The organism is Alienimonas californiensis (assembly GCF_007743815.1).
GTDB lineage: Bacteria > Planctomycetota > Planctomycetia > Planctomycetales > Planctomycetaceae > Alienimonas > Alienimonas californiensis.
The window spans coordinates 3,772,697-3,797,295 of sequence record NZ_CP036265.1 but is presented as its reverse complement, the minus strand read 5'-3'; the positions used below and the strand labels follow the sequence as shown (position 1 = coordinate 3,797,295).

Here is a 24,599-nt window from a genome sequence, read left to right as displayed (position 1 = left end):
GAAGGGAACGAACCGAGCGGAACGGCGTCAGCTTACGGAACAACGTCGCCGCGGGCACAACCGGTTCACGACGAATCCGCGACCGGCGGGCCGCCGCGTCAGGGCACGAGCGTCACCAGCCGCCGGTTGCCCGTATCCGCGATCCAGACGCGGCCCGTTCGGTCCACATCCAGCCCCCAGGGGGTGACCAGCGGGCCGGTCCTCCCATCCGAGGAATCCGCGTCGCCGCTCCACCGGCCCAGCAGCGTGCCGTCGGCCCGCAGCGCCGTGATCCGGCCGCCGTGGTACTCCGGGATCCACAGTGTGCCGTCCGCGGCGCGGGCCAGGTCGTAGGGGCTGTGCAGCGAGACGGCGTCGTCCCCGCCCAGCACGCCGCGGTAGTCGCCCTCCGTCGTGAAGCGTTGAATGCGATCGCCGAAGGCGTCCGCGACCAGCACGAAGGCGTCGCCGCTCTCGCCGTCGCCGCCCGCGGAGGCCGGAGGGACCCAGGCCACGCCGCTGGCCCGGCTGAACTGCCCCGGCCCGGTGCCGAACGAACCGATCGACCGCAGCGGGGCGTTCTCCGGGTGAGGGCTGAAGACCTGCACGCGGTCGTTCCCGCCGTACTCGCCGACGTACAGCCGGCCGGCGTCGTCGGCGGTCACGGCGACGGGGAATCGAAAGTTGCCGGGTTCGTCCCCCTCCACGCCCCACTCGGTCACCACCTCCCCCGCGGTCGTAAACAGCACGACCCGGTGGTAGTGCGTGTCCGCCACCGCGACGAGCCACTCGTCCACACCCGGCGGGCGGTAGACGCAGATGCCCTCCGGGTTGCCCTGCACGTTGGAGGGCATGTCCCAGCGCCGCAGTTCCTCCCCCTCCGGCGAGAACACCAGCACCCGGCCGGCGTCGTCCAGCACGTACGCCTCGTTGCCGGGACCGATGCCCACGCCCCGCGGGGCCGGCAACTGCGGTCCGGCGTTCGGCGTCGCCCGCACCCGCACCTCCGCGAACCTCAGCGCCGGCCCGTCCGCCCCCCCGCCGTCGCACCCCGCCGCGACGCCGAGCAGAACCGCCGCCAGCAGGGCGAACGCCAGCCGCGTCGCCACCCGGGCCCCGACAGGCAGCGGCGGACCGGGACGATGATGCAGCACGGTGCGCGTTCCCGCGGGGTCGGTCAGTTCGGTGGTGGTGACGGGGCCGGCGGGGGCGGTGCGCACGACCGTCAGCGGCCCGTCCGCCTGCGGGGCCAACTCGAGCCGTTCGGCCCGAACGAACCGCCGGGGGCCGTCCGGCAGTTCATTGAGCGGCCCGAGCAGCGCCCCGGTCGCCCGGTCCGGCGGGTTCTCGTGCAGTTCGGTCGTCGGCCCGGCGAACCGCACTCGCCCGTCCGCCAGCGCCACGCAGTGGGTCGATTCCCTCAGCGCCGCCGCCGGGTCGTGGATGGCGAAGACGACGGAGCGCCGCACGCCGTCCGCGGTCCCGTCCCAATGCTCCCGCAACACGGCCCACAGCCCGGGCAGCGCGGCGGGGTCGACGTGAGCCAGCGGTTCGTCCAACACCAGCACGCCCGCCCCGCTCGCCACCGCCCGGGCGAGGGCCAACCGAGATCGCTCCCCCGCCGACAACGTCCCCGGCCGGCGGTCCGCAACGCCGGCGAGGCCGAAGCGATCCAGCAGCGCCTCCGCCGCCGCCTCGTCCCGCTCCGGCTGCACCGCGAGCAGGTGCCCCATCACCGTCTCCCCTGGCCACAGGCCGAGGTCCGAAGGAACCCAAAACAGTCCCCCCGCTTCGCCGTCGCCGCTAGGCGGCGCGCCCCGCTTAATCATCCCCGAACTCGGGGCCTCAAACCCCACCAACACCTCCAACAACGACGACTTCCCCGCCCCGCTCGCCCCCACCACCGCGGTGACGCCGGGGGGGATCGTCAGCGAGACGTCGTCCAGTCGCGGACGACCGGGGCGGCCGGGCAGCGAGACGTGCGACAGGGTGAACAGCGGGGCCGTCATCGCTGCACCATACCGACGGGCGCCCCCGCGAGCCGCGGCGCCGCCCACGCTCCCAGCGCCAACAGCACGGCCGGGAGGACGGTGTTGAGCAGGCAGAGCGCCCCCAGCACCGCATTGTGGCCGTAATGCATGAGGTTGTAGAGGCCCGGCGGGGCGGTCTCCAGCCCCGGCGGAAGCAGCACGGCGGCGGCGGCGACGTCCGCGGCGGCCCACAGCGTCAGCAGCCCCCCCCGCACCCACGCCGCCCGGCCGGTCAGGCCCCACCACAACCGCCCCCCCGCCCGCCGCTGGGACAGCGTGCCGGTTCGCAGCAACCGCGTGAGGAACCGCCCCGCGGTCCGGCCCTCGGCGAACGCCCGCAGCAGCGCCGCCCGCGGCAGGAGGACCACGGCGAGGGCAAGGATCAACGGAACCGCCGAGTCCCGCACCGCCCGCGCCCCCGGCCATCCGTGCGCCGCCGCGGCCGTCAGGCCGGCCTGCACGACCAGCCCCACGATCAGCGAACCGCACAGCCCCGGGGCGATCAGCCCCGCCAGCAGCACCGTCCCCGCCGGCCCCCGCACCCGGCCGACCGCCCACAGCAGTCCGGTCGCCACGGCGGCCGCCACGGTGCCGATCGCCAGCGATCGGCCGCACTCCGCCGCGAACTGCTGCGCCCGCCAGCCGCTTTCGGCCAGCGTGCGAAACCCCTCCGCCCCCGTCTCCCCGGCGACCACCGCGGCGGGAACGACCACCGTCAACCCGCCCGCCGCCGCGAGGGTCAGCCCGGCAACAAAGTTCGACCGCCGCGACGCTGGCGCCCGCCGTTCGTCCCGGCGTCCCGGCCCCGTCACGCCCCGCAGCCAGATCAGCAGCGGGACGAGCCCGACCAGTTGCACCGCCGCGGCCGGCCACGCCAGCCGGAGCGAATCCCACAGGTCGATCATCCGGGCGTGAGCGTCGAATAGCGTGACGGTCCACGCCGTCGTCCCAGCGAGGCTGGGCGTCTCGAACTGCCCGAAGGCGTACAGCCCCGCCACCCCCGCCGCCGGCCCGAACCGGGCGAGGGTTCGCAGCGCCCCTTCCTTCAGCCACGCCCCTAACGCCGAGGCCCCGCGGGGCCTCGGCGTTAGCGACCACATAAGTTTTCTGAGGAACACCGCGGACGCGGTGCGGGCCGGGGCGGGGGCGACGGCCAGCAACGCCGCCGCGGCGCAGACGCACCGGCCCCAGATCAGCGCCGCCGTCAGCGCCTCGTTCGCCCCCGGATCTGCGGCGAGCGACAACGAAAAATTGCTCCATCCGTAGCCGGTCAGCAGTTCGGGGACGAGCAGCGGGGCGAGCGTCGCCGCCCACCACAGCCCAGCCCGGTCCTCCCGCAGCCGCCGGGCGATCGGCGCCGCCGCGGGCAACGCCAGCCCGACGACCAACGCCGCCCGGACCAGCGAAAACAGGACGCTCGGCCACAGACTCACGCCGCGTCGCCGCTCGCCGAGGCGCCGGCCGTTTCTTCGCCGGACAGCCACGCCAGTACGGCGTCTCGATGCGGGGCCAGCCCCGCCAGCGGCACGGCGTCGCGGGCCAAACCCGCGAACTGCTTCACGTCCTCCGGCAGCGGCCCGGAGACCGGCGTGAGCGGAATCTGCCGCGACGGCCCGTTCGCCAGCCGCACCGCGACCTCTTTGCCAAGCAGATAATCCGCCAGCCGGGCGGCGTGCGCCGCGTTCGGGCCGCCTCGGGTCAGGGCGACAGTATTCGGGATGCAGATCGGCGCCGGTCCGGGCGGGCCGGGGACTTCGACGGGCAGCGTCTCGACCGGAGCGCCGGCTTCGATCGCGAGATAGGCGTCGTCGGTGTCGGTCCAGCCGCAGGCGACCGTGCCGGCGGCGACGAGGTCCTTCACCGCCGCGTTGCCGGACGCCGTGACCGCTCCGGCGTCGTCCAAACGCTCCGCAAACGCCCGCAGCCCGTCGTCGCCCAACTCGCGGTGGAGCAACGAAAAGTGCGTCAGCGTGGTGCCGTAGCGGGGGTTGGCGTAGGCGAAGCTGAGGTCCGCCTCCTTGGCGAGTTCCGCCTCGACCGCCTCGCGGGTGGCGGGCAGGCGGTCAGTGTTGACGATCCAGACCCGCAGCCGGCCGCCGAAGCCGCACCAGAGGCCTTCGGGGTCGCGGTGCTGCGGCGGTGTGGCCTCCCACGCCTCCCCCCGGTGCGGGGCGAGCAGCCCGCGGGCGGCGAGGTCCTCCGTGCCGCCGCGTTCGTTGTTCCAGAACAGGTCGCAGACGGGGGCGTCGGCCTCGCGGATCAGCGACCCGACCAGCGACAGGCTTTTTGTGGCCTCCGTGTCGAACTTGGCCCGTACGTGGACGCCGGTGCGGGATTCGAACTCCCGCAGAATCGGCTCGGCGTGCAGGCGGTCCGCGGCGCAGTAAAGGACCACCTCCTCCCCGCCGCGGCCCCCGCAGCCGGCGGCGCCAAGGAACAGGCCCGCTGACGCCGCCCCGAGGAACGCCCGCCGGGACGCGGCGGCCTCATTCATCGTCGGCGCCCGGATTGCCGGCGGCGTCAGCGCCGGGGCCGAGGGCGTCGAAGTACCGTTGGATGCCGCCGCGATACCCGGGGGGCACGTCCTCGGCGAAGATCGCCTCGTCCACGCCCTCCTTCACCCGGGCGAGGTTCTCCATGTACTCCGTGGTGCGTTCGCCGCGTTCGCTGTCGCCCTTGGATTTGAGACTCATCAGCGTTTTGCCGGCGACGAGGTGGCTCTTGGAGACCTCGGTGCGGAAGCCGGTTTTGGCGTCGGGGGCTTCGTCCATGGCGCGACCGTCGACCTCCTCGCGCTCGCCGCGGCCGGTCCCGCCGCTGCTCTCGCCGTCGCCGTCCCCCTCACCGTCGCCGTCTCCCTCACCGTCTCCCTCACCGTCGCCGGAGCCGCGGACGCTGCCCGCGGTCGCCTCGGTCGCCTGCTGCCCGCTCTCGGCGAGCATCTCCTCATAGACCTCGAGAAACTCCGCCATGGAGGCGGCGTCGGCGGCCTCCTGGCCTTCCAGTTCGCCCATCTCGTTGAGCTGTCCGGCCTGCCGGGCCGCTTCGAGGGCCTGCTCCAACTCGGCCATGTCGCGGGCCGCCTGGGCGAGCTTTTCGGTCTCCAGCCCGGCCTGTTCGAGCACCGCCTTGGCGGCTTCCGCGGCCTGCTTCATCGCGGCGCGGCTGGCCTCCGGGGAGCCCTCGCCGTTCGCTTCGGCCTTCGCCTGCTCGGCGGCGTTACGCAACTGTTCGCCGGCCTGCCGCATCGCCTCGGCGAGGCGGTCGTCGCCGGCGTCGTTGCGGGCGAAGTTCTCCAGCTTGCGGGCCTGCTCCCGCAGGGCCTGCATCTTCTCGGCCCGGGCGGCGGGGTCGGATTCGTTCGCGGCCTCGGCGGCCTCGGCCATCATGCGGTTCAGGGCTTCGCGGACGCTCTCCGCGCTTCCCTGCTTCAGATCGCTGAGCCACTTCTTCCGCTCGTCGGCGTCCGGGTTTATGCCCAGACTGCGGCGGTCGTCCTCCTCGGCGAGCAACCCGCGGGCCTGCTCCGCGCTGACGTTCCGCCACAGTTTGCCGAGGTCCGCCCGTCGTTCGGCCAGCTTTTCGCGGTTCGCCTTCACCTCGCCCCGCTTGGTCTGCTTGAGGTCGGCGGCGAGCTTCTGGACCGCGGAGGCGACCTCCGGGGAGAGTTCGCTCTCCGGCTGCGAACGCTTCAGTTCCTCCGTCCGCCGCTTCGCTTCGTCCGCGGTGCGTTCGGAGTTCTTCGCGGCGGTTTCCGCTTCCTTCGCGGCGGCGACGGCCCCGAACGGGTCGACCCGGGGCACGAGGAACAGCGTGCCCACCAGCACCGCCAGCGCCGCCCCGGCCGGGATCAGGCGCCGGCCCGGCAGGTCGAAGGGGACCGCGGCCGCGGGGTCGACGGCCGGCACGCGGGCCGCGGCGTCGGCGAGGACCAGCGGGGCGAAGGCGGGCGCCCGCTCGTGGCGGTCCAACTCCGCCGCGGTGAGGAACAGGTCTTTCGTGCCGGCGAAGCGGTCGGCCCGATTGGCGGCGTCCTCCCGCGTCGGCCGTTCCCGGAAGGCCCACGCCAGCCCGAGGGCCAGCAGCGCCGCGACCGGCACAGCGGCGGCGATCAGCGTGGGCAGCCAGTCCGGCCGCCACCAAGCCAGCGGCACCAGACAGGCCCCGGCCACGCAGCCCGCGGCGGCGGCCCACAGCAGCGCCCGACCGAACGCCGCCCAGGCGAGGCGACGGCGGATCGCGGAGAGCATCCGGTCCAACTCGCGGGGCGGTGAGGTCGGCGACATCGCGGCGGGTCCGGTGGGAGTCAGGGGGCTTCAGTCTAACGATTCGCCGACGCGTCCGGGTTCTTGAACGGCGATCACTGATACGAACAACGCAGCGGGAGGCGGACCGTGTTCATTTCGCCGCCGTTTCGTCCGGGGTGAGGGAGCCGTCGCCGTCGGCATCGAACCGCACGAAGGCATCCCGGGGGCCGACGAACTCCGCCCAGGTGACCGCCCCGTCGCCGTTGCGGTCGGAGCGGCGGAACCACTCCGGGCCCTCCTCGGTCGGAACGCTCGGCTCGCGGCCGCGGATCGTCTCCAGTTCCTCCTCCGACGGCGGGCGGTCCGGGGCCCGGCCGGGGCCGAGGTGCAGCGTGAACCGGCCGATCAGTTCGCCGGGGACCACCGCCCCGTCACCGTCGCGGTCCAGCGAGGCCAGCGCCCCGCTGTCCGACCCGGAGGCGGCGAAGGCCCCCGCGGCGGCGACCCGCTCGGCCGGGGTCAGTCGACCGTCGCCGTTCGCGTCCAGCAGGCCGAACAACTCCGACCGCGCCGCCTCGCTGAGCAGGTAGATCCGGCTGTTCGCCAACCGTTGATCCTCCTCCAGATAGGCCCGCACTTCCTCCCGGGTCGCCTGGCCGTCGCCGTCGCGGTCCACGTCCTCGAACTCCGGCCCGCCGGGGAGGTTCGCGGCGGGAAACTCCATTTCGTCGAGGTAGTCGTTGGCGTCGGCGTCCGCCCGCACCATGTCCAGCAGGCCCAGCGAGATCGCGTCGGAGCCCAGCAGTTCGACCCGATCCGCCGCAAACTCGACCTCCAGCCCCGGCTCCCCGGCGGCCTCGTCGGCGTCCACGGTGAGGGTGAGGGAGCGCCGGTCCGGCACGACCGTCAGCCGCTCCGGCGCCCGGTTCTCGACCACGGCGAGCCGCGGCAGGCCGAAGCTGCGGGCGATCAGCCGCACGCTCAGTTCGAGGTGCGGCTCCGGCGGCGTTTCGGAGGTCCCGTAACGGGCGGCGAGGTCCGCGGACAGTCCGGGCGCCGCCGCGGGGGAGAGCAATCGAAAGGGGCTGGAGGGCGGAAAGTGTCGGCGTTCGGCCCGCTGCGTCGCGGAACGGAAGGGCGCCAGTTCCGCCGCGGAGAGGGTACCGTCGGCGTCGAAGTCGTACGGCCCGGCGACGCCGTGGCTGATCGACTGGTCGTTCCGCAGTTCCTCCGGGGTGAGGCGGCCGTCGCCGTCCGCGTCCAGGACGTGGACCACGTCCGCGGCGTCCCCGCCGGCGAAGCGTTGCCGAACCCGCAGCGGCGGCCCCATCACCCCCTCGACCCAGGCGCGGAATTGCTCGGCCGGCAGGCCGGACTCGTCGGCGGCGTCGAACAGGGCGAGCAATTCTTCGACGGCGTCATTGGCGTTCGCACCGGCGCCCAGCGCCCGGGGGGTCGGCGTGCGGGCGGCCTCGGCCCGGGTGACGCGGCCGTCGCCGTCGGCGTCCACGGAGGCCAGCAGCGTGTCCCGATAGCGTGCGGCGGAGTCCGTGAAGGGCTGGCGATCGACCGTCACGTCCACCGCCACCCGCACCGGCCCGCGAGGGGCGAGCAGCAGGAACTCCACTCGTCCCGGCGGCGCCTCGGCGGCGAACGTCCCCCCGGCGGCGAGTCCGCTGGCGAGAACGGCGGCGGCGAGGCGGGCGAGCATGTGGCGAGTATCCCGCGGACGACGCATCGGCGAAAGGGGATACGCGGCGGGACAGTCTTCATGCGCAACCCCGCGTTCGCGCCGCCTCACGGCGACGGCGAACCGGGGAAGGCCCTCACCCCAACCGCAACCCAGCCGGGAGGCTTTCGCCGAACGCCAGGCCCTCTTCCTCGTGATCCAATCGACCGCCGTCCCGCACCAGGGCCACCCAGTGCGAGGGGGCGTCCTCCTCGGCGAGCCACTGCATCACGCGGAGCTGCGGCTCCCGGGCGAAGTCGAGGTAGCGGTCGCCAGTTTTGCGGGCCAGCTGCACGACCGGCCAGAGCGGCGGGCGATTGTCGTCGGCGTCGGGCAGCGACTCGAACTGCCCGATGAGCGAATCGGCCCAGTCTGCGGCGACGCGGGCGGGAACGACGCTGTTCGCCGGGCCGTACAGCGGCACGCGGGCGCCGGTGCGGCCGACGGCCCACCAGAGCGTCTCCCGGCGGCCGGCGTTCTCCTCCTTCGCCGCCAGCTTGACGAAGGCCCGACCGAGCGTTTCCCGCTCGCCGGTCGGCAGGCGCTCCAGCGAGGCAAGCAAGCGCAGCAACTCCGGATCCGCCGCGGGGCCCTTCTTCCCGCCACTCTTCACCGCTCCCATCAGCGGCGAGGCGAGCGCCCTTTGCTGCCCAGCTTCCAGCCCGCCGCCGATCCGCCGCCAGAGGACGTGCGACTGGCTGACGACCGCCGGGTCCGCATGGGCCAGGCGGCCGTGCAGGCGGCGCCAGGTCTCGGCGACGCGCCAGTCGTCCAGCGCCACGCCGTAGCCCGGCCGCAGGGCGTAGCCGAGCAGGTTCAGCCAGCGGGCCTCCCGGGCGGACGACTCCCGCCGGCCCGATTCGCGATCCATCAGCCCTTCCCACAGGCTCCGCAGCAGGGTGGGCGGCCAGTCGGAGCGGGGCGAACCGGCGGCCTCGGCGAGGGCGTCGTTCACGTCCCGCGGTTTGAGCGAGGGCTTCATCGAGCCGTCCGCCGAACCGAAGGCGTCGTCCAGCACGGCCTCCAGCGCGGCGAGCGTTTCGTCGTCCGCCACCCCGGCCGCCTCCCCGGCGCCGGCGTGGGCGGAGAGATCCGTGCGGGTCGTGCTGCGGACGTCGAACGACAACCGCCACCGGTTGCCGGACGTGCCGTCCTCCCGCCGTTCCCGCACGGCGAGGTCCAGCGTGCCGATCTCGGACAGCCCCGCTTCCAGCAGCGCCGGCAGTTCGTCGCCCTCCTTCCCCTTCGCCTTGAGGACCGTGCGGATCAGCGGCAGGGAGGCGAACTGCGTTTCGTCCACCGCATGCACGGAGCCGGCGGGGTCGGTCAGACGCACCCCGCTGCTGAACACCGGCAGCTCGACCGGCCGGCCGACGCGAACCCGCACCGGGGTGTCCGGCAGGCGGACCGTTTCGCCCGGTCGGGTGCCGGCCGGGACCACGCAGACGGCCCGCGGCTCGCCGTGCTCCCCGTCCTCGGCCCCAAGGTAATAAGTGCGGGCGAGGCCGGCTTCGACCCGCACGCCCAGCCCCCGCCGCACCAGACCGAAGTACGCCGCCCCGCGGGAGACGGCGAGGTCGAGCCGATCGTTCGCCAGCACGACCGGGCGGTCGCCGGTCGGGAACCAATCGGAGAGAGCCCCCAGCAGGCGGTCCCGCAGCACCGGGGAGGCGAAGAAGCCGCCGTTGAACAGGACCGCGTCCGGCCGGGCCGGTTCGCCCTCGCCCGCCCCTGCGACGGCCCCGTGGGTGGAGAGGAAGCGGGCGAGGTGCCGGGTGATGCCGGCGTCCGCGGCGTAGGGCAGGCCGACCTCGCGGAAGCCCGCGTCTTTGCGGTCCGGCACGGCGGTGACGGGCACGGTCGGCAAGAAGCCCTCGAGGAGGGCCGCGCGGGCGGCGTCGCCGTCGGCGGAGACGCTCAGCCCGCCGGCCACCAGCGCCCGCCCGGCCCCGGGCAGCGTGACGGTGACGGACGCCGGGGCGTCCTCGCCCAGCAGCGTTTCTTTCGCCCGGCGGCTCTGGCGGACCAGCACGTCCCACTGCTTCGGGGCCAGCTCCGTGCCGTCCTTCTTCAGCCGGTCTTCGAGGTGATGGGCGAGGGCCAAGTCGAGGTTGTCGCCGCCGAGGATCAGGTGCTCGCCGACGGCGACGCGGTGGAACTCGACCTTGCCGTCAGTCGCGCCGCCTAGCGGCGACGGCGAAGCAGGGGGCTTCACTCTGATGAGCGCGAAGTCGCTGGTGCCGCCGCCGATGTCGCAGACGAGGACGTTGGTGTTCGGGGCGACCTGTTCCTGCCAGTTGTCGGGGTGCCGGGCCAGCCAGGCGTAAAAGGCCGCCTGCGGTTCCTCGATCAGCACGACCCGCGGCAGCCCGGCGGTGCGGGCGGCCTTCACCGTGAGTTCCCTCGCGACCTCGTCGAAGCTGGCCGGGAGGGTGAGGACGACGTCCTGCTCCGCCAGCGGGGCGTGCGGGTGGGCGTGATCCCACGCCGCCCGGAGGTGGGCCAGCAGGGCCGCGGAGGCCTCCACCGGGGAGAGCCGCTCCACGCCCTCCGCCGCGTGCCAGGGCAGCAGCGGGGCGGTGCGGTCCACGCCGGGGTGGCACAGCCAGGACTTCGAACTGCTCACCTGCCGACCGGGCACCTTCGCCCCGTGGTCCCGGGCGAACGTGCCGACGGCCCACTCCGGCACCGCGCCCTTCGCCCCGGTTCCCACCGCCGCCGGGTCGCCCCACGGGGGGGCGAGGGCGTGCGGGGGGAACTCGCCCTCGGCGGGGCAATAGAGGAACGACGGCAGGTTCTCCCGCCCCTCGACCGTGCCCGCGGCGACGAGTTGCGGGATCGTCCAGGTGCGGACCCGAGTGCCGGCGGCGCCCGCCTCACCGGCCGCGGTGTCGACGAAGGCGACGGCGCAGTTCGTCGTGCCCAGGTCGATCCCCACGATGTAGCGGGGGGGAGCGGCGGCGTCGGTGGTTGGGTCGGGGTTCGTCACGATGCGGGCATGATCCGCTCCGGCGATGCGTGAACAACCCAGACGCCCCAAGCCGGAGCCATGGCTCCGGCTTAGGTCGCGTCGCCGAGGAACGCCCGGGGGTGGGCGCTGGTGAGGCTCGTCGCCTCCGTCCGGGTGAAGCCGCAGGCGGATTGCAGCCGCTCGAAGGCGATCGACAGCGGGCAGGCCGAGCCGACGAGGTGCTCCCCGCCCGGGGCCCGGCAGGCGAGGTCCTCGCCCACTTCCAGCTCCCAAGCCCCCAAGGTGAACCGCCCCGGCCCCAGCCCGGCCGCGGTGACGGCGTCGCTGACGACCGCACAGCGGTCGAGCCCCGCCAGTGCGATCACGTCCCGCAGAAACCAGAACGGGAGATGGACGCCGTCGGCGATCAGCGTGAACCGCAGCCGGTCCCGCAGGGAGAGCGCCCGGTGGATCACGTTGTCGTGCCGCGGCAGGCTCGCCGGGCAGCCGTTGCCGAGGTGCGTGAACAGGGTCAGCCCGGCGTCGCACGCCGCGGCGAGCTCGTCCCGCGACGGGTCGCAGTGCCCCGCGGCGACCGTCACCCCGGCGTCCGCGAGCAGCCGGGTGACGGCGAACCCCGGGTCGCGTTCCGGAGCGAGCGTGACGAGCCGCACCAGCCCGCCGCCGGCCTCCAGCAACCGGTGCATCGCCTCCGCGTCGGCCGGCCGGGCGTGGGCGATCGGGTGGGCACCGATGTAGCCGGCGGTTTCGTTGAGGAACGGCCCCTCGACGTGCAGACCGACGATCAGCCGGCGGGCGAGTTCGTCCTGCTCCCGCAGTTCGGCGAGCCGCCGCAGGCGGCGGCCCATCGCGTCGAGGTCGTCCGTGATGACCGTCGGCAGGAACCCGGCGACGCCGTCCACGGCGATGCGTGCGCAGGCGGCGTGCAGGTCGTCGGCGGTGAGGCCGTCGCGGTTGAAGTCGACGCCGGCGTAGCCGTTCACCTGCAAGTCGAAGAACGCCGGCGGGTTGTGCGGCCCGCTCATCGGTTCGACAACTTCGACGCCGCCGCCTCGTCCAGCATCAGCGTGCAGTCGGCATGCTGTTGAAGGATGGACGCCGGCACCTCCGGCGTGACCGGCCCCTCGACCGACGCCCGCACCGCGTCCGCCTTCCGCTCGTCCGGCACGGAGCAGACGATCATGCGGCTCTGGAGAATCTGCCGGACGGACATGCTGAGGGCTTGTTTCGGTACGGCCTCCAGCGAGTCGAACCAGCCCTCGCCGTGTTGTTGCCGACGGCAGGCCTCGTCCAGGTCGACGACCAGATAGGGGTCGCGGGTCTCGAAGTCCGCCGGCGGATCGTTGAAGGCGAGGTGCCCGTTCTCGCCGATGCCGACGAACGCCACGTCGATCGGCTGGGCCGTCAGCAGGTCGCCCACCCGGCGAAGTTCGGCGTCCGGGTCGGCCGCCTCGCCGTTCAGTTCGTGAAACGCCTTCAGCGGGACTTTGCTGACGAACCGTTCCCGCAGATACCCCCGGAAGCTGGCCGGGTGGTCCAGCGGCAGGCCGAGGTATTCGTCGAGGTGAAAGCCGACGACCTTCGACCAGTCAATGTCCGGTTCCTTCACCAGCGCCGCGAGCACTTCGAACTGACTGGCCCCGGTGGCGACGATCAGGGCCGCGGAGCCATTTTCCGCGATGGCCCTGCGAAGCACGTCGGCTCCGCGGGCGGCGGCGGCCCGCCCCATCGCGGCGGCGTCGGAATGGATTTCGATTTGCATCGATGCAGCTTACGGAGCGAACCCTCGGCGCCGCGACCTCACCCGCCGGTCGCCGACTCCCACAGGCGCCACGCCGTACGGACGGCCAGCGCCAACTGGATCGCCGCCCCGAGACCCGCTGCGGCAAAGGTCCACAGCGGCGGCCGCGGCGTCACGCAGGTGCCCAGATACAGCAGCGCCCCGGCCAGCAGCGGCCCGCCGAGCACGGTGAGAGCCTGGGCGACGACGATCGCCGTGACCCGCTCCGCCCCGCCGGCCAGCACCACGGCGGCGATGCCGGCCGCGGTCAGCAGCGCCGCGACCGTCAGCCCACGGACCCAGCCGGATTCGAGCGAGGTCCCCTTCCCCAGCCCGTCCGCCAGCAGCGTGCCGCCGATCAGGGCGTTGCCGAGGAAGGACCCCAAGGCCCCCGCGCAGATGCCGATCGCGAAGATCGCCACCGCCCACCCGCCGAACAGCGGCTCGAGTTGCCGGGCCAGATCGGCCGTCGAGGCCACCTCGGCGCCGCCCGCCCGCCCGTGCAGGGTGGCGGCGGCGGTCAACAGAATCGTTCCCGTCATCGCCCCCAGCGCCGCCGCCCCGAGCACCGCCTCGACGCTCGCCCGCCCCCCGTCCGCCCGCGTCCAGCCTTTTTCCTTGACGAGATAGGCCTGATAGAACGCCCCGGCGACGGAGAAGGTCGTCGCCACCAACCCCAGTAACGGCACGCCCAGCGCTCGCAGGTCCCCGCCGGGCGCCGAGGGGATCAGTCCGCGCAGCGCCTCCGAGATCGACGGCCGGGCGAAGGCCAGATTGACGAGGAACGCCGCCGCCATCACCGCAACCAGCGCCCGCATCAGCCCCTCCAGCTTGGCGTAGAGCCCCCGCAGCCCGAGCACCGCGGCCACCACAACCCCGTTCACCCCCAGCAGAATCGCGGCGGTCGCCCAATCCGGGAACGCCCCGCCGTCGGGCCCCAGCAACAGCGGTTCGAGGGCGGTGACGACGGCGAAGTTGTTGCTCGACTGAAAACCGACCACCACCAGAAACAGCGTCCCCCCGACCAAAACTGCGACCGGCCGGCCCAGGCGGGCGGCGAGCTCGTCGCACGGACTGCCGGCCAACGCCGCCCCCACCCGGGCCGCCAGCGCCACGGTCCCGGCCATCACGGCCGCGGCGAAGACGAGGACCCACAGCAGCCGCGATCCGCTCGCCGCTCCGACCTGCGAGGCGGTCAGAATGCTGCCCGGCCCGAGCACCACGCTGGCGACGATGATCGCCGGCCCCAGATCCCGCAGCCGAAACCGCGGACCCGGTCCGTCAGCCGACGGTTCGTCTGACGAGTTGCGGGGGGGTTCGAGCGGTCCGCGGACGGACGAATTAGAAGCGTGCGATGTGATCGTGCCGTCTCGTCGGGTCGCCGGATTGCCGGCCGCTCACGGTATCGCGACCCCGTCCGCCGCCGCCACCGTGCCGACATTGTCCGACGACGGGCTCCCGACGACGGGGACGGTGCCGACGTGCGCCGTTGCGGAGACCCAAACGCAAATCGCCCGCGAAGATCGCGGGCGTCGAACCGCCCCGATCCCGGGGCGACAGTCAAAGAGAGCTCCCCGAGTAGGATTCGAACCTACAACCTAGCGGTTAACAGCCGCTCGCTCTACCGTTGAGCTATCGGGGATCGAGGATCGTCGCGGCGGCGCCCAAGAGGGACGGCCGAAGCGGCGGGGCGGAACGGTAGGGTTCTCGCCAAACTTTCGCAAGCCCTGACACCCGCAGTTCCCGACCGGTTCGCCCGCGGGCGCCTCAGCCGATCGTGCGGTCCTTTACCAACGTCACTTCGCGGCCGCTGTCGGCGTAGGTGACCTCGGTCATGAACGAGCGCATCAGCATGATGCCGCGGCCGCAGGGACGGTCGAGATTCTCCTCCGCCGTGGGGTCCGGCACGTCGCCGGGATCGAAACCCTCGCCCTGATCGCGGATCACCACGCGGGCGGATTCCTCGTCCAGTTGGCACATCACGCGGACGACCTTGTCCTCGGAGCGTTTGTTCCCGTGCTTAATCGCGTTGACCAGCGCCTCCTCCAAAGCCAGCCGCATCCCGAACAGGTCCCGCTCCGTGTAGCCGAGGCGCTCCAAGGACTTGAGAATGCGGTTCTGCGCGGCCATACCGGCCTCGGTGTCGCTGGGGATCGTCAGCGCGAACTTTTCGCCAGCTGCAGCCGCCATCAAATCGTCACCGTTGGAATCGGGAACGAGGTCGCCGAATGCTCGCCCGGCGAGACGTCCGCCGGGTCGGGACCTCAGAGCGGAAAGTCCGGGTCAGAACCCTTCGAGGGCTCGCTCCTGGTCTTCGCGAATGTCGAATAATTTGTTCAGCTTGGTGATCGCGAACACCTCGTAAATCTCCGGCCGGACACTGCACAACTTCAGTTTGCCGCCCGCCGCCTTCACCTTCTTGTCCATGGTGATGAGCTTGCCGAGGGCGGCGCTGGAGAGGTACTCGACGTTCTCGAAGTCCAGCAGGATCTTCTGACGCCCGTCGTCGTCCACCAGACTGAACAGCTGGTCGCCGATGTGCTGGATATTGGTCTCGTCGAGGATCTTCTTGTCGACGAATCGGGCGACGGTCACACCGTCGATCTCCTCGACGTTGATTCGGCGGTGGTCGGCCATCGGTACTCTCGGCAAGCGGGGCGGGTCGCAAATCTTGCGGCCCGGGGCGCAGGCGGTCAAGCGATTCCGCGGCGGAGGGGGCGCCCCCGCGGCGGCGGGGACTGATCAGGGAGGTCGCGGGCCGTGGGGGGACCCTCAGGGGCGTCCCGGGGGCGGCAGACGGTTGGGTTCGTCCCGAAACGCCGGTCGATCCGCCCGCACCGCCAGTTCGTCGAGATTCAAGCCGCCTTTCTGCTCCGCTTCCAGAAACTGCAGGCGACGTTCGAGCCGGTGCAGTTGGGCCTGGACGGCTGGGGGGATCTCCTCGGCCCGGGCGGTGCGCGGGGGGCGGGGGACCTCCGGGTAGCCGAGTTGCCGCTGGAGCGCCGCGAACAGGTACAGCGGGTCCTTGCCGCGATTCGCCCAGGCGATGCGGCCCTCCGCCTCGCCGAACAGCAGGTCGAACGGCACCGTCACCTCCCGATCGCCGTCAGCCCGCCGCTTCAGTTCGAGGAACCACCCGCTGCGGCGATAGAGCAGTTCGGCGAAGTCCACCTCGCCGATCGCCCGCCGCATCGTCTTGATCCAGCCGGACCAGGTCTCGTCGTAAAACGGGTCCGCGGCGACCGCGGTCAGGCCGGCCGTGTACCCCAGCCGACTGCGGGCCAGCGTTTCGAACTGGTAGAGAAACAGCCCGCGGCGGGAGGGGGCGTCGTCCACCTCGCGGGCCTCGGAGCGGATCGGCCGATCGCCGGTCATGTACCCGGCGAGGCGTTCGAGGATCAGGAACGCCAGCGTGCTGTCGAACTTCGTGCGGTCCTCCTCCCCCTTCCCCACCACGAAGGCCTGAAAGGGGGTGAAGTAGAAGTTCAGCCGCTCCATCGCCGGGCTCATCCGGCCGGACTGGCGGAGTTCGTCGTTCAGCAGGTCGATCGCCACCGGCAGACGGGTCGTGGCGAGCAACTCCTCGCGCACCTGGCCGAGCGCTTCCTGCGTGGGCACGCCCTCCGCCAGGCGGCCGCGGAGCGTGCGGAAGAAGTGCCGCTGCTCGACGTACTCTTCGCGGGGGAGCGGCGTTTCCGTCATGCGTGCATCGTAACGCGGAGGCCCGGCCGGGCGTCCGCGTTACTTAGAGACCCGATTGGGACAGTCGCGGCCCGCTTCCACGTCGCTGAGGTTCGCCAGCGTGGTCTCCGCGATCGCGGTGAGGGCCTCGCGGGTGAAGAAGGCCTGATGCCCCGTCACCAGGACGTTGGGGAAGGTCAGCAGGCGGGCGAGTTGGTCGTCGGCGAGGGTCTCGTCGCTGACGTCGCGGAAGAACACCTCTTCCTCCTCATAGACGTCCAGGGCCAGCGAACCGATCTTGCCGCTCTTCAGGCCGGCTAGCACGGCGGCGTGGTCGACGACGGCGCCGCGGGAGACGTTCACCAGCATCACGCCCGGCTTCATCGCGGCGAGGGCGTCGGCGTCGATCAGCCGGAGGGTCGCGTCGTTCAGCGGGCAGTTCAGCGTGATCACGTCCGACTCCGCCAGCAGGCGGGGCAGGTCGACGTATTCCGCCCCGGCGGCGAGGGCGTCCGGGTTCTGCTTCGGGTCGACCGCCAGCACGCGGCAGCCGAACCCGCGGAGGATTTGCACGACGCAGGTCCCGATCGCCCCCGTGCCGACGACCCCGCAGGTCTTGCCGTACAGGTCGAAGCCCAGCAGCCCGGAGAGGGCGAAGTTGTGCTCCCGCACCCGGTTGTAGGCCCGGTGAATGCGGCGGTTCAGGCAGAGAATCAGCCCGAGCGTGTGCTCCGCGACCGCGTGCGGCGAGTAGGCCGGCACCCGCACCACGGCGAGGCCCCGGTCCTGCGCGGCGTCCAGATCGACATTATTGAACCCCGCGCACCGCAGGGCGATCGCCTTCACGCCGAGGTCGGCGAGGGCGTTTGCCGCTGCGGCGTCGCAGCGGTCGTTGACGAAGATGCAGACGGCGTCCGCCCCCTCGGCGAGGGGGGCGGTGTCCGCGGACAACGTCGCCTCGACGAATCGCACCTCATGCGGGGAGCCCTCCGCGGCAGCGGCGAAGAACTCCCGGTCGTAGGGCTTCGCGCTGAACAGGGCGATCTGCACCTTCGCCTCCAAGAAAGGGGGGGCCGTCACGCCGAGGCCCCGCGGGGCCTCGGCGTTAGGCGGCGTGGGTCGACTCGAACTCCTGCATCGCCTCGATCAGCTTGTCGACGCCGGCCGGCGGGAAGGCGTTGTACAGGCTGGCCCGCATGCCGCCGACGCTGCGGTGGCCCTTCAACGTCTTCAGGCCGCGTTCGTCGGCGTACTTGATGAAGGCGGCGTCGGTCTCCTCGTTGCCGGTGACGAAGCACACGTTCATCAGGCTGCGGCTGCCCTTCGCCGCGGTCGGTTTGAAGAGCTTCGAACTGTCCAGGTAGTCGTAGAGCTTCGTCGCCTTCGCCTCGTTCCGCTCGCCGATGGCCGACAGGCCGCCTTCCTTTTCAATCCATTCGAGCACCAACATCAGCACGTAGATGCCGAACGTCGGCGGGGTGTTGTAGAGGCTCTGGCCCTCCACGTAGGTCTTGTAGTCCAGCATCGCCGGCACCTCGCGGCACTTCCGCTCCAGCAGATCGTTCCGCAGGATCGCCAGCGTCACGCCGCTGGGGCCGAGGTTCTTCTGAGCCCCGGCGTACAGCAGGCCGTACTTGGAGACGTCCACCGGCCGGGAAAAGATGTCGCTGCTGGCGTCGCACACCAGGAACGCGTCGCCGGGGGGCGTCGGCTCCGTGGGGAACTGCGTGCCGAAGATCGTGTTGTTGCTGGTGAAGTGAACGTAGGCCGGGTCGTCGCTGTAGGTCGTCTCCGCCGGGGAGGGGATGCGATCGAAGTTCGTGGCCTCGCTGCTGCACGCGGTGTGCACCTTGCCGAACAATTTCGCCTCCTTGCCGGCTTTCTTGCTCCAGGAGCCGGTCATGAGGTAGTCCGCGGTGCCGCCGTCCGGCAGGAAGTTCATCGGGCACATGGCGAACTGAAGGCTCGCCCCGCCCTGCAAAAAGAGGACGGAATAGCCGTCCGGGACGTTCGCGATCTTGCGGATCAACGCTTCGGCCCGCTCGATGATCGCGACGAACGGCTTGCCGCGGTGGGAGTGCTCCATGATCCCGACGCCGGTGTCGCCGAGGCTCATTAGGTTCCGGCCGGCTTCCTCCAGCACGCTTTCCGGCAGCACCGCGGGGCCGGCGGAGAAGTTGTAGTGACGCAGGGGCGCGGACATCGGGGCGAGGTCGGGAAAGCGGGCGCGACGGGTTCGAAGGATTCGCGCGGCACTGTGCCGGGGCCTTCGCGGCGGGTCAACGGGACGGCCCTCACGGCCCGACAGGCGCGGGTATCCTTCGGTTCGTCCTCCCCCCCACCCTTCCCCCAGGCCGGAGGCATGCCTCCGGCTTGGGCCCCGCGTGACTGAGACCTCACCCGCATGAGCGAACCCACCCCCATGATGGCCCGCTATCTGGAGGTGAAAGCCGAGCACCCCGGCACGCTGCTGCTCTTCCGGATGGGGGACTTCTACGAGCTGTTCTACGAGGATGCCGAACTCGCCGCGAAGCACCTCGGCATCACGCTGACCAGCCGGGACAAGGGCTCCAGCAACCCGGTACCGATGGCCGGGTTCCCCCATCACGCGCTGCGGAACCACCTCTCGAAGCTGATCCGCAAGGGGCACCGCGTCGCCGTCTGCGAGCAGATGGAGGACCCGGCCACGGCGAAGGGGATGGTGCGGCGGGAGGTCACGCAGGTCGTCACCCCCGGCACGCTGACGGACGACGACCTGCTCGAACCGAACCGGTCGAACTTCCTAGCCGCCCTGCACCGCCCCCGCGGCAAGGCGGCGAAGGGCGGGCGGGTCGGGCTGAGTTGGCTGGACGTCAGCACCGGCCGGTTCGTCACCGCGGACCTCGCCCCGGCCGATTTGCCGGACGAACTGGCCCGCATCGCCCCCGCGGAACTGCTGATCGCCGAGGGGACCGAAGTCCCCGAGGCCGCCGAGAGAATCGGCTCCCTCGTCACGGAGCGCCCGGCGTACGCCTTCGGCACGGACGCGGCGATCAAGCGGCTCACGGAGCACTTCGGCACCGGCACGCTGGCGGGGTTCGACCTGGACGACGCCGGCCCCGGCGTGGCCGCCGCCGCGGCGCTGCTGGAGTACGCCGCCGACACCCAGAAGGCCGCCCTCCCGCACATCACCGGCCTATCGCCCTACCGCTGCGACGACTGCCTGCGGATCGACGAGGCCACCCGCCGCAGCCTCGAACTGACCCGCACGCTCCGCGACGGCGATCGAAGCGGGTCGCTGTTGGACGTGCTGGACGAAACGAAGTCCCCGATGGGCGCCCGCCGGCTGGCGGACTGGCTGGCCGAACCGCTGACGGACCGGGCTGCGATCGCCGCCCGGCACGACGCGGTCGAGGACCTCTGCAACGCCGCCGCCGACCGAACCGCGCTGCGGGAGGCGCTCGCCGGGGTCTACGACCTGGAACGCCTCGCCGGCCGGGTGGCGACGCGGCGGGCCTCGCCGCGGGACCTGGGCGGGCTCTGCCGCACGCTCGGTCTGCTCCCCAAAATCAAGGACCTGCTGCACGCCCGCCACGCGGAGCGCCTCACGGCACTGAACGGGTCACTCGACCCCTGCCCCGACGTCCGGGAGGCCGTCGCGGCGGCCCTCACGGACGATCCGCCGATCCAGATCACCGACGGCGGCCTGATTCGCACCGGCTTCTCCCCGGAGCTGGACGAACTGCGGGCCCTCGCCAAGGGCGGTAAGGAGTGGATCGCCAAATACCGGGCCGAGGAGGCGGAGCGGACGGGCATCAGTTCGCTGAAGGTCGGCTTCAACAAGGTGTTCGGCTACTACCTCGAAGTCACCACCACGCACAAAGATAAGGTGCCGGAGGATTACACCCGCAAGCAGACGCTCAAGGACCGCGAACGCTACATCACCCCCGCCCTGAAGGAGTATGAGGACAAGGTGCTGCGGGCCGAGGAGCGGGCCGTCTCGCTGGAGCAGGAACTGTTCACCGCCCTGCGGGAGCGGGTCGCGGAGTTCGTCCCCGCCCTGCAACGCTCCGCCGGCGTGCTGGCGGAACTGGACGTACTGGCCTGCTTCGCCCACCTCGCCGCCACCCGCCGCTACGTGCGGCCGGAACTCTCCGCAGAGCCGGTGCTGAGCATCACCGCCGGCCGGCACCCGGTGCTCGACGTGCTCCGCCCGGGCGGGGAGTTCGTGCCGAACGACACGACGCTCACCCCCGCCGACCGCGTGCACCTCATCACCGGCCCGAACATGGCCGGCAAGAGCACCTACATCCGGCAGACGGCGCTGATCCTGATCCTCGCCCAGTGCGGCAGCTTCGTGCCGGCGGAGGCGGCGACGATCGGGCTGGCCGACCGCGTGTTCGCCCGCGTCGGCGCCGGCGACGACCTCGGCCGCGGGCAGAGCACCTTCATGGTCGAGATGACCGAGACCGCCCGGATCCTCAACGCCGCGACGGAGAAGTCCCTCGTCATCCTCGACGAGATCGGCCGCGGCACGAGCACCTACGACGGGCTGAGCCTCGCCTGGGCCGTCACGGAGCACCTGCACGATGCGGTGAAGGCCCGCACCCTGTTCGCCACCCACTACCACGAACTGACCGGCCTCGACAAAGACCTCGCCGGGCTCTCCAACCGGCACGTCGCGGTCGCGGAGCGGGACGGGACGATCGTGTTCCTGCACACCATCCGCACCGGCCCGGCCAGCCAGAGCTACGGCATCCACGTCGCCAAACTGGCCGGCGTCCCCCGCCCCGTGCTGGACCGGGCCGCGGAGGTGCTGCGGGGCTTGGAGGAGGGCGCCGCCCCGGCCAGGAACGGCCACCGCAACGGCCGCCGCAAGGAAAAGCAGATCGCCCTGTTCCGCATGGAACCGGAGCCGCACCCGGCGCTGGTGCGACTGAAGGGCCTCGACCCGGACCACCTCACCCCGATGGAAGCCCTGCGAACCCTCGCCGAACTCCGCGACAGCGCGCATTGAAGGCGAGCGGTGGGCGTCAGCCCTCCGTGTGTTCGCACGCTCCCGAGGACACGGAGGGCTGACGCCCACCACTCGCCTCCCGGGTCACAGCACCCCCAGCCGCTCCGCGCACTCCCGCAGCACGGCGACGTCCGAGTCCGGGCGGGTGGGGCTGTCCGGGTGGGTGAGGTCCGTTTGGAGCCAGCCGCGAAGCTTCAGGAACTGGGCGGCGCTGTGTTTGTACGCGGCGCCCGGCGTGCGGAAGGCGAACCGGCCGAGGTACTGCAACTCGTCGTTCAGTTCGAAGAACGCCGGGTCGCCGTCGGCCCACAGCCGGTCCCGGCGGGCGAAGCGGTCCGGGGCGAAGGTGGACAGGCCGAGCAGGTAGTCGCTGCCCCACATAACCATGTCGATGGCGAAGTCGTTGCCGGTCATCAGGCGGAAGTCCGGCCGCAGTTCGTCCCGCAACTCGATCCGATCCCATTCCGGCTGACGGTGGAAGCTGCTGTGCTTCGAGCCGATGCAGCGGGGCATCGCCAGCAGTCCGCGGAACGTTTCTAGTGAGTAGACCTTGCCGAACGCCGCCAGATCGGGGGTCAGTTCGAAGGCGAAGAACTCGCCGGCCCGCTCCCCGAAGGCTTCGTAGCGGGGCAGGATCTCCGCCGCGTCGCCGGCGGTCAGGCCGAACGACTGGAACACGACCGGCAGGCCGCCCCGCTGCCGGATGCGTTCGGCGGCGCCGGCGTAGCCGTCGAGGTCGAACTTCGCCCCCGGTTCGTCCTTCACGAACGCCCCGGCGAAGAACTCCGCCCCGCCCAGCACGCGCTCGGTGCGATCCAGCACGGCCTCTCGCTGCGCCTCAGTGATCAGGTGGAGGTAGCCGGTGTCCATGTTGACCGCCGGCGTGAGCCCCGCTTCGGCGGTGCGTTCGAGATGGGCGTCGAAGGAGGCCCAGTCGATCGAACCGTCGCTCAGAAACGGCAGCAGAATCGCCGAGGCGCCCCGGATCGTCCGGTTCGGCTTGATCGGCGGGAGGGCGGGAACTTCGAGCATCATGGGGGCCTTGGGAACGGGGGCGACAGGCTAACCGGTTGGCCGCCGCACGCCGACCCGCGACACTCCGGGCATGCCGCAGAACGACGCCGACGCTCCCGACGACCCCGTCCTCGCCGGCCTCAACCCCCAGCAGCGGGCCGCGGCGAGCCACGGCGACGGCCCGCTGTTGATCGTCGCCGGCGCCGGCACCGGCAAGACGACGACCCTCGCCGCCCGCGTCGCCCACCTGATCCGCGAGGGCGCCGACCCGTCCGGCATCCTGCTGCTCACCTTCACCCGCCGGGCCGCGACGGAGATGCTGGACCGCGTCGCCCGCCGCCTGCGGGGGGCGCTGGGCGAGGCCGGCGAGCGGGCCGCCCGGCAGGTGTGGGGCGGCACCTTCCACGGCGTCGCCGCCCGCATCCTGCGGGTCTACCACGCCGCCCTGGGCCTGCCGCGGGACTTTTCGATTCTCGATCGAGGCGATACGGAGGACCTGCTCGACCTCTGCCGCGGCCGACTCGAACTGCCCAGCGGCGGGGCGCGATTCCCGAAGAAAGCTGTCTGCGCCGCGATCGTCAGCCGCGCGGCGAACAGCGGGGAGACCGTCGCGGAGGTGCTCGAAACCCGCTACCCGCACCTCCTCCAACACGAACCGACCCTGCGGCGCCTGTTCGACCTCTATGACGAGGCGAAGGGGGAGCAGAACCTGCTCGACTTCGACGATTTATTGCTCTTCTGGGAGGCCCTCGCCGCCGACCCGGAGGCCGGCCCGGCGCTGCGGTCGCGGTTCCCCCGCGTGCTGGTGGACGAATACCAGGACACGAACGTCCTCCAGGCCCGCTTGCTGAAGAACCTCGCCCCGGACGGCCGCGGCCTCACCGCCGTCGGCGACGACGCCCAGGCGATCTACAGCTTCCGGGCCGCCACGGTGCGGAACATTCTCGATTTCGCCGAGCACTACCCCGCCGCGACCGTCCTGCCGCTGGAGACGAACTACCGCAGCACGGCGGCGATCCTGACGGTCGCCAACGCCGTCATCGCCGCCGCCGCGGAGCGCCACGAAAAGACCCTCACCGCCACCCGGCAGATCGGCCCGCCCCCGCTGGTCGTCCGCTGCAAGGACGAGGCGGAACAGGCCCGCTTCGTCACCGACCGCCTGCTGGAACTCCGCGACAGCGGCCTCGAACTCGACAAACAGGCCGTGCTGTTCCGGGCCTCCCACCACAGCCTCGCGTTGGAGTTGGAACTCCAAAAGCGGGACGTCCCCTTCAAAAAGTTCGGCGGGCTGCGGTTCCTCGAGACGGCCCATGTGAAGGACCTGCTGGCATTCCTGCGACTGGCCGAGAACCCGCGGGACGAGATCAGCACCCTCCGCTGCCTGCTCCTCCTCCCGGGAGTCGGGCGGAGTCGGGCGGCGAAGGCGGTCGCCCTACTGCGGGAGTCAAACGGAGACTTCGGGAGTTGGAAAGAGTTAGCCGCCCCGGGAGGGGGAGTCGCCGAGTGGAAGGCGTTCCTCGACCTGATGCCGCTGCTCGCCGCGAACCGGGAGGATCTGTCGTCCCAGATCCGGCGCGTCCGGCGCCTGTACCGCCCGCTGATGGAGGCGACCTACGACAACGCCGCCGAGCGGAACCGGGACCTGGAGCAAATCGAACTGCTCGCCGGCCGGGGACGGGATCGAGCGTCGTTCCTCGCGGACCTGACGCTCGACCCGCCCAGCAGCGCCGCGGCGTCGGCCGGGCCGCGGGAGGACGAGGAGACGGTCACGCTTTCCACAATGCACTCCGCCAAGGGCCTGGAGTTCGAGGCGGTGTTCGTGCTGAACGCCTGCCAGGGCGGGATTCCCAGCGAGCAGGCGGAGGACGACGCGGCGCTGGAGGAGGAGCGCCGACTGTTCTACGTCGCCCTCACCCGGGCCCGTACGCACCTGACGATCTGCCACCCGCTCACCCGGCACCTCAAACGGCACGGGCTGCGGGACGGCTACGGCTTCTCGGAACTCACCCCGTTCCTGACCCCGGAAGCCCTCGCGGGCTGCGAAACGCTGGCCGCTAGCGGGGAAGCGGCCGACGAAGCCCCCCCGGCGCCCGCCGCGACCGTCAGCGCCGCCGACGTGCGGGCCGCGATCCGGGCTCGACGGGGGTGAGGCACGCCGGGGTGCGATCGGAG

17 protein-coding genes and 1 tRNA gene are annotated in these 24,599 nt (G+C 72.0%); 2 read left to right on the top strand and 16 right to left on the bottom strand.

The window, feature by feature from the left end; translation table 11 throughout:
* Nucleotides 1-98: 98 nt before the first annotated feature.
* From CA12_RS14950 to serC, 15 genes are all read right to left on the bottom strand, one after another.
* The gene (locus CA12_RS14950; RefSeq protein ID WP_145359836.1) at nt 99-1,988 is read right to left on the bottom strand and encodes an ATP-binding cassette domain-containing protein; all 1,890 of its coding nucleotides are present in this window, start codon (nt 1,986-1,988) and stop codon (nt 99-101) included.
* Complete coding sequence (locus CA12_RS14945; protein ID WP_145359835.1) at nt 1,985-3,442, bottom strand: hypothetical protein; 1,458 nt, start codon at nt 3,440-3,442, stop codon at nt 1,985-1,987. The genes CA12_RS14950 and CA12_RS14945 overlap by 4 nt, the downstream gene beginning before the upstream one ends.
* A complete protein-coding gene (locus CA12_RS14940) occupies nt 3,439-4,503 on the bottom strand; it encodes an extracellular solute-binding protein (protein WP_145359834.1) in 1,065 nt (354 codons plus the stop codon). The genes CA12_RS14945 and CA12_RS14940 overlap by 4 nt, the downstream gene beginning before the upstream one ends.
* On the bottom strand, nt 4,496-6,295 hold the full coding sequence (locus CA12_RS22165; RefSeq protein ID WP_165700780.1) for a hypothetical protein: 1,800 nt from the start codon (nt 6,293-6,295) through the stop codon (nt 4,496-4,498). Before CA12_RS22165 ends, CA12_RS14940 begins: the two co-directional genes overlap by 8 nt.
* 112 nt (nt 6,296-6,407) lie before the next feature.
* Complete coding sequence (locus CA12_RS14930; RefSeq protein WP_165700779.1) at nt 6,408-7,967, bottom strand: EF-hand domain-containing protein; 1,560 nt, start codon at nt 7,965-7,967, stop codon at nt 6,408-6,410.
* Nucleotides 7,968-8,082: 115 nt separating this feature from the next.
* Entirely contained in the window at nt 8,083-10,974 is a 2,892-nt protein-coding gene (locus tag CA12_RS14925) for a hsp70 family protein (protein ID WP_242687923.1), read from the bottom strand.
* 71 nt (nt 10,975-11,045) lie between these two features.
* Nucleotides 11,046-11,981 (bottom strand): N-acetylglucosamine-6-phosphate deacetylase, encoded by a 936-nt coding sequence (locus CA12_RS14920; RefSeq protein WP_145359832.1) that lies wholly within the window; start codon nt 11,979-11,981, stop codon nt 11,046-11,048.
* Nucleotides 11,978-12,718, bottom strand: a complete 741-nt coding sequence (locus CA12_RS14915) for a glucosamine-6-phosphate deaminase (protein ID WP_145359831.1) — start codon at nt 12,716-12,718, stop codon at nt 11,978-11,980. Before CA12_RS14915 ends, CA12_RS14920 begins: the two co-directional genes overlap by 4 nt.
* A 38-nt stretch (nt 12,719-12,756) precedes the next feature.
* Nucleotides 12,757-13,959, bottom strand: coding sequence for an NRAMP family divalent metal transporter (locus CA12_RS14910; RefSeq protein ID WP_165700778.1), 1,203 nt, complete (start codon nt 13,957-13,959; stop codon nt 12,757-12,759).
* A gap of 347 nt (nt 13,960-14,306) precedes the next feature.
* Nucleotides 14,307-14,378 (bottom strand) — tRNA-Asn (locus tag CA12_RS14905).
* A gap of 125 nt (nt 14,379-14,503) precedes the next feature.
* On the bottom strand, nt 14,504-14,926 hold the full coding sequence (locus tag CA12_RS14900) for an ATP-binding protein (protein ID WP_145359829.1): 423 nt from the start codon (nt 14,924-14,926) through the stop codon (nt 14,504-14,506).
* A 93-nt stretch (nt 14,927-15,019) separates the two neighbouring features.
* Entirely contained in the window at nt 15,020-15,373 is a 354-nt protein-coding gene (locus CA12_RS14895) for an STAS domain-containing protein (RefSeq protein ID WP_145359828.1), read from the bottom strand.
* Nucleotides 15,374-15,508: 135 nt separating this feature from the next.
* A complete protein-coding gene (locus CA12_RS14890; RefSeq protein ID WP_145359827.1) occupies nt 15,509-16,438 on the bottom strand; it encodes a hypothetical protein in 930 nt (309 codons plus the stop codon).
* A gap of 39 nt (nt 16,439-16,477) precedes the next feature.
* Nucleotides 16,478-17,467, bottom strand: coding sequence for a 2-hydroxyacid dehydrogenase (locus CA12_RS14885; protein ID WP_145361564.1), 990 nt, complete (start codon nt 17,465-17,467; stop codon nt 16,478-16,480).
* A 55-nt stretch (nt 17,468-17,522) separates the two neighbouring features.
* Entirely contained in the window at nt 17,523-18,620 is a 1,098-nt protein-coding gene (gene serC, locus CA12_RS14880) for a 3-phosphoserine/phosphohydroxythreonine transaminase (RefSeq protein WP_145359826.1), read from the bottom strand.
* A gap of 201 nt (nt 18,621-18,821) precedes the next feature.
* Here serC and mutS point away from each other — a divergent pair, with 201 nt between their 5' ends.
* Complete coding sequence (gene mutS, locus CA12_RS14875; RefSeq protein WP_145359825.1) at nt 18,822-21,413, top strand: DNA mismatch repair protein MutS; 2,592 nt, start codon at nt 18,822-18,824, stop codon at nt 21,411-21,413.
* Nucleotides 21,414-21,497: 84 nt separating this feature from the next.
* Here mutS and CA12_RS14870 read toward each other — a convergent pair whose 3' ends face one another.
* Entirely contained in the window at nt 21,498-22,448 is a 951-nt protein-coding gene (locus CA12_RS14870; RefSeq protein ID WP_242687921.1) for a dihydrodipicolinate synthase family protein, read from the bottom strand.
* Between the two features lie 70 nt (nt 22,449-22,518).
* On the opposite strand from CA12_RS14870, the gene CA12_RS14865 reads away from it, so the two are divergent.
* A complete protein-coding gene (locus CA12_RS14865) occupies nt 22,519-24,576 on the top strand; it encodes an ATP-dependent helicase (RefSeq protein ID WP_145359824.1) in 2,058 nt (685 codons plus the stop codon).
* The last annotated feature ends 23 nt before the right edge of the window (nt 24,577-24,599 follow it).

Coding starts and splice junctions, on each gene's coding strand:
- CA12_RS14950 (WP_145359836.1), bottom strand. CDS start 1,988: ATGACGGCCCCGCTGTTCACCCTGTCGCACGTCTCGCTGCCCGGCCGC.
- CA12_RS14940 (WP_145359834.1), bottom strand. CDS start 4,503: ATGAATGAGGCCGCCGCGTCCCGGCGGGCGTTCCTCGGGGCGGCGTCA.
- CA12_RS22165 (WP_165700780.1), bottom strand. CDS start 6,295: ATGTCGCCGACCTCACCGCCCCGCGAGTTGGACCGGATGCTCTCCGCG.
- CA12_RS14930 (WP_165700779.1), bottom strand. CDS start 7,967: ATGCTCGCCCGCCTCGCCGCCGCCGTTCTCGCCAGCGGACTCGCCGCC.
- CA12_RS14920 (WP_145359832.1), bottom strand. CDS start 11,981: ATGAGCGGGCCGCACAACCCGCCGGCGTTCTTCGACTTGCAGGTGAAC.
- CA12_RS14915 (WP_145359831.1), bottom strand. CDS start 12,718: ATGCAAATCGAAATCCATTCCGACGCCGCCGCGATGGGGCGGGCCGCC.
- CA12_RS14900 (WP_145359829.1), bottom strand. CDS start 14,926: ATGGCGGCTGCAGCTGGCGAAAAGTTCGCGCTGACGATCCCCAGCGAC.
- CA12_RS14895 (WP_145359828.1), bottom strand. CDS start 15,373: ATGGCCGACCACCGCCGAATCAACGTCGAGGAGATCGACGGTGTGACC.
- CA12_RS14890 (WP_145359827.1), bottom strand. CDS start 16,438: ATGACGGAAACGCCGCTCCCCCGCGAAGAGTACGTCGAGCAGCGGCAC.
- serC (WP_145359826.1), bottom strand. CDS start 18,620: ATGTCCGCGCCCCTGCGTCACTACAACTTCTCCGCCGGCCCCGCGGTG.
- mutS (WP_145359825.1), top strand. CDS start 18,822: ATGAGCGAACCCACCCCCATGATGGCCCGCTATCTGGAGGTGAAAGCC.
- CA12_RS14870 (WP_242687921.1), bottom strand. CDS start 22,448: ATGATGCTCGAAGTTCCCGCCCTCCCGCCGATCAAGCCGAACCGGACG.
- CA12_RS14865 (WP_145359824.1), top strand. CDS start 22,519: ATGCCGCAGAACGACGCCGACGCTCCCGACGACCCCGTCCTCGCCGGC.